This window comes from Arthrobacter koreensis (assembly GCF_035792275.1).
GTDB lineage: Bacteria > Actinomycetota > Actinomycetes > Actinomycetales > Micrococcaceae > Arthrobacter_B > Arthrobacter_B koreensis_A.
The window spans coordinates 152,600-163,370 of record NZ_JAMWKK010000008.1; the positions used below are offsets into that span (position 1 = coordinate 152,600).

Consider the following 10,771-nt stretch of genomic DNA (forward strand, 5'->3'; position numbering starts at 1 on the left):
CGGATTTGTTCCAGCAAACCATGAACTACATGCGTTCACAGCAGGCTGATTGTCGCCTGGGTGAATCCAGATATCCGCTGCTGGGGCATTTACACCGGGAGGACTCCATGGGGCAAGCAGAGAAGATTCAGGGCCGGCCGGACATCCAGGCGCAGGCTTCCACGAGTTACGGCTCACGCGGCGTGCCCGGAGACTGGTACGTCGATCCCGCTGATCCCGAAGCCGCGGACCGCTACCGCGAGGGAGCAGGCGCAAGCCTGGAAGATGCGGCCACGGCTTTCCTGGCTGCCCATGAGGCCCTCGCCGGCGGCGAGGTTCAGGGCGGAGAAGACCTGCTGGATCCGCCGGTCTCGCTCTTCTCGGCCCCGGCGGAGACGGAGCAGCGTCCGGTTTGGATCGGGCTGCCCGGCATGGGCGACGGCTATGCGGACGAAAGTGAACTCGGCTGGCAGGCTGACGCGCTGTGCGCGCAGACCGATCCGGAGGCGTTCTTCCCGGAAAAGGGCGGCTCCACCAGGGATGCCAAGAAGGTCTGCGCAGCCTGCACGGTGCGCTCCCAGTGCCTCGAGTATGCGCTGGCCAACGATGAACGCTTTGGTATTTGGGGCGGGCTCTCCGAGCGGGAACGCCGCCGGCTTCGAAAGCAGGCAGTCTAATTCTTTCGCACGTCCGCGTATGTGCCGTAGTGGTTGCCCACAACGGTGCCGAGTACCTCCCCGAAACACTTTCCGCACTGGCGGCCCAGACCCGGCCGGCAGATTTCTGCATCGGCGTCGACGCCGGATCCACTGACGCGTCGGCGTCCCGCCTGCAGCTGGGACTCCCGGTCGGCAGCCCCGTCATCGGCGCTCCCGCCCGGTCCGGCTTTGGCGCAGCAGTGAAGGCGGGCCTGGAGCAGCTGCCCCGGCGCGCCGGGCACGACGACGCCACCCATGAATGGCTGTGGCTCCTCCACGACGATTCCGCCCCCGACCCCGAAGCGCTCACCCAGCTGCTGCGCGCCGTCGAGCTGGCACCCTCGGTCACCATTGCGGGGGCCAAGCAGGTGGAATGGGAAAACCCGCGCAAGCTCATTGACGTGGGTGTCTCCATTAGCCGCTGGGCCGAACGCCTGACCATGATCGACGTCGACGAACTGGACCAGGGCCAGTACGACTCCCGCAGCGACATCTTTGCGGTCAACTCCGCAGGCATGCTGATCCGGCGTGACGCCTGGGATGCCCTCGGCGGCTTTGATCCGGCCCTGCCCGGCACCGGAGACGACATTGACCTCTGCTGGCGGAACCGGCTGGCAGGCAACCGCGTAGTAGTGGTGCCCTCCGCACGCATCCGGCATGCCGGCAGCCGTCCCAACTCCGCGGCCTCCTCGAGGGCGGCCCGCAAGGCCGAAGTGTTCCTGCGCCTCAAGCATGCTCCCGCCTGGCAGGTGCCTTTCCTGGCGCTGGGCGCCGTCCTGGGCGGACTCGGCCGGTTCCTCCTGGGCATGCTCGCAAAGGACCCGGGTTACGCCGCGGGTTCCCTGATCTCCAGCATCGCCGCTGTGCTGCGGCCAGTGGACCTCTACCGCTCACGGCGGAAAGCGGCAGCCACCCGCAGGCTGCCACGCAGTACCGTCCGTGCCCTGGTGACGACGCCCCGTGAGGTGCGCGAGCACCGGCGCTCAGTCCATGAATCGGAGGCAGCAGCAAACGCCTACCGGACCGAGAACGAGCCTGCACCCCAGGCCTACGAACCCAGCGGCGACGCTCACGACGATTTTGCCGCGCTGGCCACCCGCGGCCGGGCCTGGTCCGGGGCAGGCGCCCTGGCTGCGGCCCTGCTGCTCACTGCCGCGTCGCTGACCGGCCTGCACCGGCTTGCCGGCGCCCCCGCACTTACCGGCGGAGCCCTCCTCCCGGTCTCTGACTCACTTTCGGCCATCTGGGCCAACGCCAGCGGCTGGTGGAGCGAAGTCGGAGCCGGTTACCCCGGTCACGGGGATCCGTTCGACTACGTCCTGTGGCTGCTCGGCGCGGCCGGCCTGGGCAACGCCAGTGCAGCAGTGGTGGTGCTGGTCCTGCTGGCCATGCCGCTTGCCGGACTGGCCGCCTGGGTGGCTTCCGGGACCCTCACCCGGCGCCCCGGCGCGCGTTTCTGGGCAGCCATGGCCTGGGGCTCAGTGCCTGCCCTGCAGGCCTCCCTCGGGGAAGGCCGCCTCGGTGCGCTGGTGGCCCATATTGTCCTGCCGCTGACAGTGCTGGCGATGGCACGGGCGGTAGGAGCAGGCACGGCAGCACCGGATACCGGCAGCACGGCGGATCACGGCCACACGGCTCCGCGTAAACCCGGAGTCCACGGAGTTCCGAGCTGGACGGCCGCGGCCGCCGCCGGACTGCTGCTGTCGGTGCTGACCGCCAGCGCCCCGCTGCTGTTCGTCCTCGGCGTCCTGCTGGTCCTGGTGCTCTCGCTGTGGCTTCGCTCGCGGGCACGGACCCTCTGGTGGTCTCTGCTCCCGTCCGCCGCCCTCCTGCTCCCGGTGGTGCTGTCCGCCAACCTCAGGGCAGCTGCTGCGGATCCCGGTGTGCCGCTGGCGTTCACTCCTGCGGCACTGTGGCAGCAGCTGCTTGGCTACCCGGAGGCGTTCGGCATCTCCGACCCGCTCACCGGACTTGGTTTCCTGCCGGAAGGTCCCTGGGCACTGGTGCTCGCCGTACTGGTAGGGGGGCCGCTGGCTGCCCTCTCCGCTGCGGCGCTCTTCCTTCCCGGACGGGCGGCGACGGCAAGGCTGGGCTGGATCATGGCGATCGCGGCCCTCGCGCTGTCCGGCGCCGCAGCCTACTTCGTCACGGGAAGCGCTGCCGCGGCGCTGGTGACACCGTTCCCCGGTCCACTCGTGTCTGCGGCCGTGTTCGCGCTGCTGTGCGCTGCCCTGCCGGCCCTGGACAGCCTGCTCGCTGCCCGCAAGACCGAAACCGGGCTCACCCGCCGCCCCGCCGCTGCCGCCGTCGTTGTCCTGGCCGTCCTGCTTGGAGCCGGACCGGCGGCGAGCCTGGCAGCCTGGACAGTTCCGCAGGCCACCGGAACGGTGACAGCCGAGGGTACCGGGGGAGTGCAGCCGGGAACCCGGCTGGCCGTCCGGGAGACAGAGACGCGGGTACTGCCAGCTACTGCTGCAGACCGCGGCAACAGCGAGGACCAGACCCGGTCCCTGGTGCTGTCAGTGGGTCCCGGGGACGAAATCACCGCCACGCTGATGCGTTCCGGCGGCAGTACGCTGGACGGCCTCAACGCTGCCTACGCAGCCCGCGGTGTCGAAGGCGCGCCGGGGCAGGAAACGCCGGCAGCCGACGACGGCGCCAGCGCCGCCCTGCGCAGCGCTGTCGCGGTAATTACCGCGGGAACCGGAGTGGATCCGCGGGAAGAACTCAGCCGGCTGGGTGTCGGCTTCGTGGTTCTCCAGACTTCCGATACCGCTGCCGAGCTGCTGGCCGACCGGCTGGACGCTGTGCCGGGCCTGACGGCCGTAGGCCAGACCGGTTCCGGATGGCTGTGGCGGGTTACCGGGTCGCTGGATGAACAGGGTACCGAAACAGTCGCCGGCGAGACGGCGCGGGTTCGCATAGTCGATGCCGACGGCCAGACCCTGGAACTGGTTCCGTCCGCCCAGACAACGGTCGATGCAGACATCCCGGAGGGGCCGGAGGGCCGCCGTCTGGTGCTGGCTGAACGTGCCGACACCGGCTGGCAGGCGACCCTGGACGGAAAGAAGCTTGAACCGTCCACGGACGGCTGGGCACAGGCGTTTGACCTTCCGGCGGCGGGCGGATCTCTCAGCGTCAGCTACTCGAGCCCCTGGGAACCGTGGACCGGAATCGTGCAGGTGATCGTCTTTGGCCTGACAATCCTGCTGGCGGTTCCCACGCCGTCGCGCTCCGGCGTCATCCGCCTGCCCGGAAAACAGGGACCGGTGCGTGCCGCGGCTGCGGAGACCGGCCAAACCGCGGACGACGCCGCAGCGGAACCGGCTGCCGGCTCCGGAGGGCAGGCACCTGACCCGGAACCGGCCATGGCCAGGGACCGGAACGCAGGCCGTTCCCGCCGGGGCAGGACGGCCCGGGGCAGGAACCGCGGAGGCAGCGGAGCTGCCCGCCGGGACTTGCCCCAGACGGGCGTGCCGGCTACCGAAAATTCTTCTGAAGGAGTGCACTGATGACCGATCCCACGGGGACTCCAGGGACCGGGGCATCGCGGGCGGAGGGACGCGGCCGGCGCGCTGCCGGCCGCCGGAAGGCCTATGCCGCAATCTCCGGTACCGTCGTGCTGGGCACGGCGGGAGCCCTCGTGGCTGCTGGCGCCATCGCCGCGCCCTCCCGTTCCGAGCTGGCGGTGCCGCCGCCGGCTACGGGAGTCCCGGCCGGAGTGCTTACCGGAGTATGCCCGGAGCCGCTGCGCCTGCTCGCCGGGAATGTGACGTCCACCGACGCGGAGTTCAGCCCGGTATCCGAGTCAGCTTCCACGGCGGTCACAACCGCGGTGGTGGGTGCGGCGGGAGCATCCCTGCCTCCAGCCCGGCTTTCGCTGCTGAACAGCGGCGAAGCCGTGGCCTCCCTCGCGGAAAATGACGAAGTTCCGCTCGCCGGCACCCGGCTGGCCGGGGTGCTGGCCAAGCAGAAGGTCGACGGGGTGACTGCCTTCGAAGCCGAACCTGCCGGTGAGCAGCCGGCCACGGCCAACGCCGTCATGGGCTACACCGCCACTGACGGCGACCTTGCCGGACTGGCGGCGGCCAACTGCCAGACCCCTTCGAATGACATGTGGCTCCTTGGCGCCAGGACCACGGTCGGCGCCACGGCGGTGCTGAGGCTGAACAACCCGTCAGTGACAGCCGCAACGGTCGACCTGGAGATCTTCGGCTCGGACGGACGGGTGGAAGCCGGCGGCAGCCGGGGGATCGTCGTGGCTCCGGGCCAGACTCGTTCCATCGTCCTTGCTGGACTGGCATCCGGGCAGGAATCGGCAGCCGTGCGGGTGCGCAGCTCCGGGGGACCGGTCAGCGCCTTCATCGAACAGAGCATCCTGCGCGGCCTGACCGCCGGCGGTGTGGAAATCATCGAACCCACCGCAGCTCCTGCGCCCCGCCAGGTAATTACGGGCGTGGCACTTCAGTCTCCGGAGGCAACCCGGGCCCTCCAGAAACAGGAAGGCTACGAATCAGTCCAGCCCGTGCTCAACGTTGCAGTTCCCGGTACCTCGGACGCTTCAGTGCACCTGCGGGTCTTCGGGGAAAAGGGAGAGGTGGACATTCCGGGCGGCGGCATCTTCAGCGTTCCGGCCGGGTCGGTTGGAAAGATACCGCTGGCTGAACTGCCGGCCGGCACGTACTCACTTGATTTGTCTGCCGACGTCGCCGTCGCAGCATCCGCCGTCTTCAGCCGCGGCACTGAACCCGAAGAGCCGGTAGAGCTGGCCATAGCCCCGGCAGACACCAGGCTGGGCAGTGAGCACCTTGCCGTCGCCGTTCCCGGCGGCAGCTCCGCCCTGGTCCTGACGGCACCTGACGGTGACGCCGAGGTCCGGGTCCGGGCGGTAGGTGCAAACGGAACCCTGCAGGAAGAAAAAACCATCAAGGTTCCCGGCGGCAGGACCCTTTCACTGCAGCCATCCGACCTCGGCAGCGGAGATCTGGCAGCCGTCCTCGTCAGCGCTGTTGGTGAAGCGGTTTACGGAGCGCAGCTTGTGACCGGCGAAGGGCCGGGCATCTCGGTGCTGCCGCTTCCCGAGGGCACCTCAGGCAGCCGGTCCATCCAGGTGGGAATCGGCTACTAGCCTGCCGCCTGTGCCTAGAGCGGGCGGAAGCGGCCGTAGGTGGGATCGATGGATTCCGGGTCCATGCCTTTCAGCGACGCAAGCTGTTCCACCACGACGTCGTGGATGAGCTCGTTCACCGGGACAAGGCCGCGCGCCGTGGACTCCACCGGGCGGCGGTAAATGGTGATCACCGGAGGCCTGGGCCCGTTCCCCGGGCTTGAGGATGCCAGCGGGATGGAGCCGCCCCGGCGCACCAGTTCCTCAAGGCCGTCCGGGATTTCCTGGACGATGAACTGGTAGGTCTGGATGTCCTCGCCCCAGAGCCGCTCCAGCCGCTGCGCGGACTCCATGACCCAGTCGTCGAAACGTTCAGCGCGGGTACGGGAACCGGCAAGGTGGGCAGGGAGCAGCTCCCCGCGCAGACCGCGTCCGTGCCGGTTGCGGCGCCGCCGGCGGAACGGGCGCGCCGCAGCAGGACCCGGCTCGCCCGCGCCGGATCCGCCGTCGATGCTTGAGGAAGATCCTGGAGGCATGGCACCTACTCTAGCCCGCACTCCGCGCCCCGGGGAGACCGTACCGGGGCCGCAGCCGGCCCCGGCGTGGCTGCCCGGACCGGCAGGTGCCCCGGGGTAGAGTATTGATCCGTGGGATCCTTACGTCTTTGTTCACGTTCAGCGTGCCGGCAGGCCGCCGTCGCAACTTTGACGTACGTGTACGCGGATTCCACGGCGGTGCTTGGCCCGCTGGCAACCTATGCCGAACCGCACTGCTATGACCTGTGCGAGCTGCATGCCCAGCGGCTGACTGCCCCGCGCGGCTGGCAGGTCCTCCGGCTGGACCTCGGAACCGTGCCGCGCACGCCCGGTCCGGACGAGCTCTCAGCCCTGGTGGACGCCGTCCGCGAGGCCGAAGAAGCTCCCGCGGCCGAAGAGCCGGCCCGGCGCAGCGGCAAACACGCACTGGAACCGCCGGCGGAGCTCCCCGGTTCCCGGCGTTCCCACCTTCGTGTGTTGCGCGAAGAAGTCAGCGAACCCAGCTGAGCTAAGCCGTGCTGCGCCGCACGCTATAGGCTGGAGAAATCAGCCGGGGATGAACCGCGGCCGTGACCAGTCAACCGTTTCGCAAGGAAGTGCCGCAGCCATGGCTAACCTGACCGCCGATCTCCTGGATGTCCTGCGTTGCCCGCAGACCCACTCGCACCTGGTGCAGGAGGGGAACGAACTCCTTTCCACCGCCCCCGGACCGGACGGCAAGCCAGTGCGCTATGCCATTGAAGAGGGCATACCGGTGCTGCTGCCGGCATCCGAAGCCCCGGCCGAAACACCGAAGAACTGAGGACACTGAACCTGTGAGCATCGACTTCAAAGTAGCTGACCTGTCCCTGGCCGAAGCCGGCCGCCACCAGATCCGCCTGGCCGAGCACGAAATGCCCGGGCTGATGGCGCTGCGGCGCGAATACGGCCCCAGCCAGCCGCTGGCCGGTGCACGGATCGCAGGCTCGCTGCACATGACCGTGCAGACCGCCGTGCTGATTGAAACCCTGACGGCCCTGGGTGCCGAGGTCCGCTGGGCCTCCTGCAACATCTTCTCCACCCAGGACGAGGCCGCTGCCGCCGTGGTCGTGGGGGACGGGACGCCGGAGGACCCCAAGGGCGTTCCGGTCTTCGCCTGGAAGAACGAGACCCTCGAGGAATACTGGTGGACTGCCGAGCAGATCCTCACCTGGCCGGAAGGCTCCGGCGGGCCGAACATGATCCTGGACGACGGCGGCGACGCCACGCTCCTGCTGCACAAGGGCGTTGAGTTCGAAGCAGCAGGCGCCGTTCCGGCCAACCCGTCCGAAGACGACCCCGATTACTCCTACGAGTACACGGTTATCCTGGATACCCTGCGCCGCTCGCTGGCCGAAGCTCCGGGCAAGTGGACTGAAATTGCCAAGGGCATCCGCGGCGTGACGGAAGAGACCACCACGGGTGTGCTCCGGCTCTACCAGCTTGCTGCTGACGGTGCGCTGCTGTTCCCGGCGATCAACGTCAACGACTCGGTCACCAAGTCCAAGTTCGACAACAAGTACGGCATCCGCCACTCGCTGCCGGACGGCCTGAACCGTGCCACGGACACCCTGATCGGCGGCAAGGTCGCCGTCGTCTGCGGCTACGGCGATGTTGGCAAGGGTGCAGCCGAAGCGCTGCGCGGGCAGGGCGCCCGCGTGATCGTCACTGAAATCGACCCGATCTGCGCTCTTCAGGCTGCCATGGACGGATACCAGGTGGCGCGCCTGGAATCGGTTGTTGGCCAGGGCGACATCTTCATCACCACCACCGGGAACAAGGACATCATCATGGCCTCCCACATGGCGCAGATGAAACACCAGGCGATTGTGGGCAATGTGGGCCACTTCGACAATGAGATCGACATGGCGGGCCTGGCCCGGGTGTCCGGCATCCGCAAGGTTGAAATCAAGCCGCAGGTCCACGAATGGATCTTCGACGAAGGAACGGAGAACCAGCGCAGCATCATCGTGCTCTCCGAAGGCCGCCTGCTGAACCTCGGCAACGCCACCGGCCACCCGTCCTTCGTGATGTCCAATTCCTTCGCGAACCAGACCATCGCCCAGATTGAGCTGTTCACCAAGTACGGGCAGAACAAGGAAGACGGCACGCCGGAGTACGCCAACCAGGTGTACGTGCTGCCCAAGATCCTCGACGAGAAGGTGGCCCGGCTGCACCTCGGCGCCCTCGGCGTCGAACTGAGTGAACTCACCAAGTCCCAGGCCGAGTACCTCGGCGTGGACGTGGCCGGACCGTACAAGCCGGACCACTACCGGTACTAAGCCGAAACGCAGGCAGCAACAGGGCAGCCGTGCCGCTTCTTCGCGAAGCGGCACGGCTGCCTGCGTTGGGGGAGCAGTTCCGCTAGGCGTCAGTGAAGGGAAGCCGGTGCAGGCGCCGTCCCAGCTGTTCGGTCCGTTCATGCTGCGCGCTCAGCCGCGCATAGTCCCGCTCCCTCCGCTGAACCACGACGGCGCGGAGGTACGTCTCGGGAAAGGTCCCGGCAGGCGGCGGCGGGGAAACAAAGGCAGAAACCTCGGACGCCAGCGAGGCAGCCATCGCCGAGCGGGCGGGCGGCGCCATCCGTGCGGCCTGGGACAGGAAGCGGGACACCCGGCGGGAGAGGGGATCGGGCAGCCGGCCGATGTCCGCCAGGTCTGCCCAGGGAGCGAGCTCTGCGGGCATGTCCACTGCCGGGGGCTCCGGTGCCTTGACCCGCTCACGCATTGAATACGTCCCGGCAAGCATGTCGCCCAGGCGCTTGGACTTTTCGTTGAAGACCGCCGTGACGAAAGCCAGGGACCCGGCGAGCATGTAGATCTCCAGCACGGCCAGGATCCCCCGGGTGAACGCCTGGCGGAACCGCACTGCACCGCCGTCGTCACGTACGATCCGCAGGCCCATCGCCAGCCGGCCCAGCGACTTGCCCCGGGTCAGCGTTTCCACTGCCACGGGAAGCGCCACGATCACCAGGACGACGCAGGCCAGCAGCAGCGCACGCGTCAGTGCCGGGTCCAGCGCGCCGTCGAGGGTGTTCCCGATGAGAAAAAACAGCAGCAGCAGTAGCAGCAGCTGGGAAACGACGTCGATCAGGACGCTGAGTCCCCGGGCCGCAAAAGACGCCGGACGCAGCTCGAGGACAACGGCCTCTCCGGTTACGATCGCGCTCATGCCAGCCCCCTGCTTCCATCTCAGCGTGTCCCGCAGGCCCGCGCGGCCGGTATGCTGCGCGGTGCCTTCTTCCCTGGGGACCCACTTTACCCATCCGGACCGTCGTCATGCGGGCAACGCCGCTGCGCCCGCTAGGGTGGAGGCGTGGACTTGGATGCCTTCGCCGCCGTACACAGCCAGGACTGGAAGCGGCTTGATGAATTGATTGCCCGCCGCCGCCTCAGCGGAGCCGAGGCAGATGAACTGCTGCAGCTTTACCAGCGCGCCTCCACCCACCTTTCCGTCATCCGCTCGGTGGCTCCGGAAGGGGCCCTCTCGGCTGCCCTGTCCATGCGCCTTTCCCGGGCCAGGACGCGGTTCACTGGTGCCCGGTCGAACTTCCTGGAGGATCTTGCCGGGTTCTTCGTCTATTCACTGCCCGCTGCGTTTTACCGCGTCCGTGTGCTCACCGTCATCATCGGGGTGCTGTTCGTCCTGGTGTCGGCGCTGACCGGCTACTGGGTGGTGAACACCCCCGGCGTCCTGGCAGCACTCGGAACTGATGCCGAGCTGCGCCGGTACGTTGAATCCGACTTCGCCGCCTATTACTCGGAGAACCCGGCAGCGTCCTTTGCCGGCATGGTGTGGACAAACAATGCCTGGATCGCACTGCAGGCAGTTGCTTTCGGCGTCACCGGAATCTGGGGGCCCTACATCCTCTACCAAAACGCCGTGGGCGTGGGCACCGCGGCCGGAACCATGGCCTCCTTCGGTGAACTGGACACTTTCTTCACCTACATCCTGCCGCACGGGTTCATGGAGCTGACGGCCATCTTCATCGCCGCGGCAGCGGGCCTGCACATCTTCTGGGCCATGGTTGCTCCCGGGCCGCGCACCCGGATTGCCGCGCTGGCGCAGGAGGGCCGGTCCCTGATGACCGTGGCCTTGGGGCTGGTGGTGGTCCTGTTCATTTCCGGCCTCGTGGAAGGATTCGTTACTCCCAGCGGCCTTCCCGCCTGGCTGCGGATCACCATTGGTGCGCTGGTGCTGGCGGCCTACTGGGCATACACGCTGATCCTGGGCCGGCGCGCCTACCAGGCCGGATTCCGCGGTGACCTGCTGGCACGCGACGCCGGGGAAGCAGCAGTCCGGTCGGCCTAGGTGTACTGAGACACCACGTTGGTTACACGTGAATAGGGTGAAGACCTCTTAGGTTTGGTGGTTACCACACACAGCCGAACCCAAGAGGTCTTCATGTCCCACGGTAATGCCCGTCTGGCTCC

9 protein-coding genes are annotated in these 10,771 nt (G+C 68.0%); 7 read left to right on the top strand and 2 right to left on the bottom strand.

Annotated features, from left to right (window positions below):
• Positions 1-107: 107 nt before the first annotated feature.
• The 3 genes from NGB94_RS10105 to NGB94_RS10115 are packed head-to-tail and all read left to right on the top strand — an operon-like array spanning position 108 to position 5,805.
• A complete protein-coding gene (locus NGB94_RS10105) occupies positions 108-656 on the top strand; it encodes a WhiB family transcriptional regulator (RefSeq protein WP_325790486.1) in 549 nt (182 codons plus the stop codon).
• A 29-nt stretch (positions 657-685) separates the two neighbouring features.
• On the top strand, positions 686-4,189 hold the full coding sequence (locus tag NGB94_RS10110; protein ID WP_325790487.1) for a glycosyltransferase family 2 protein: 3,504 nt from the start codon (positions 686-688) through the stop codon (positions 4,187-4,189).
• Positions 4,189-5,805 carry a DUF5719 family protein gene (locus tag NGB94_RS10115; protein ID WP_325790488.1) on the top strand — a complete coding sequence of 539 codons (1,617 nt, stop codon included), beginning with the start codon at positions 4,189-4,191 and terminating at the stop codon, positions 5,803-5,805. The genes NGB94_RS10110 and NGB94_RS10115 overlap by 1 nt, the downstream gene beginning before the upstream one ends.
• 14 nt (positions 5,806-5,819) lie before the next feature.
• On the opposite strand, the gene NGB94_RS10120 is transcribed toward NGB94_RS10115, so the two are convergent.
• The gene (locus NGB94_RS10120) at positions 5,820-6,320 is read right to left on the bottom strand and encodes a metallopeptidase family protein (RefSeq protein ID WP_325790489.1); all 501 of its coding nucleotides are present in this window, start codon (positions 6,318-6,320) and stop codon (positions 5,820-5,822) included.
• Between the two features lie 111 nt (positions 6,321-6,431).
• On the opposite strand from NGB94_RS10120, the gene NGB94_RS10125 reads away from it, so the two are divergent.
• From NGB94_RS10125 to ahcY, 3 genes are all read left to right on the top strand, one after another.
• Entirely contained in the window at positions 6,432-6,827 is a 396-nt protein-coding gene (locus NGB94_RS10125) for a DUF3499 domain-containing protein (RefSeq protein ID WP_325790490.1), read from the top strand.
• Positions 6,828-6,927: 100 nt separating this feature from the next.
• Positions 6,928-7,122: a hypothetical protein gene (locus NGB94_RS10130; RefSeq protein ID WP_325790491.1), complete on the top strand. Its 195-nt coding sequence runs from the start codon at positions 6,928-6,930 to the stop codon at positions 7,120-7,122.
• 13 nt (positions 7,123-7,135) lie between these two features.
• Positions 7,136-8,620: an adenosylhomocysteinase gene (gene ahcY / locus NGB94_RS10135; RefSeq protein ID WP_325790492.1), complete on the top strand. Its 1,485-nt coding sequence runs from the start codon at positions 7,136-7,138 to the stop codon at positions 8,618-8,620.
• An 82-nt stretch (positions 8,621-8,702) separates the two neighbouring features.
• On the opposite strand, the gene NGB94_RS10140 is transcribed toward ahcY, so the two are convergent.
• Positions 8,703-9,509, bottom strand: a complete 807-nt coding sequence (locus NGB94_RS10140; RefSeq protein ID WP_325790493.1) for an RDD family protein — start codon at positions 9,507-9,509, stop codon at positions 8,703-8,705.
• Positions 9,510-9,653: 144 nt separating this feature from the next.
• Here NGB94_RS10140 and NGB94_RS10145 point away from each other — a divergent pair, with 144 nt between their 5' ends.
• Positions 9,654-10,649, top strand: coding sequence for a stage II sporulation protein M (locus tag NGB94_RS10145; RefSeq protein WP_325790494.1), 996 nt, complete (start codon positions 9,654-9,656; stop codon positions 10,647-10,649).
• Positions 10,650-10,771 lie beyond the last annotated feature (122 nt).

Coding starts and splice junctions, on each gene's coding strand:
- NGB94_RS10105 (WP_325790486.1), top strand. CDS start 108: ATGGGGCAAGCAGAGAAGATTCAGGGCCGGCCGGACATCCAGGCGCAG.
- NGB94_RS10115 (WP_325790488.1), top strand. CDS start 4,189: ATGACCGATCCCACGGGGACTCCAGGGACCGGGGCATCGCGGGCGGAG.
- NGB94_RS10140 (WP_325790493.1), bottom strand. CDS start 9,509: ATGAGCGCGATCGTAACCGGAGAGGCCGTTGTCCTCGAGCTGCGTCCG.
- NGB94_RS10130 (WP_325790491.1), top strand. CDS start 6,928: ATGGCTAACCTGACCGCCGATCTCCTGGATGTCCTGCGTTGCCCGCAG.
- NGB94_RS10120 (WP_325790489.1), bottom strand. CDS start 6,320: ATGCCTCCAGGATCTTCCTCAAGCATCGACGGCGGATCCGGCGCGGGC.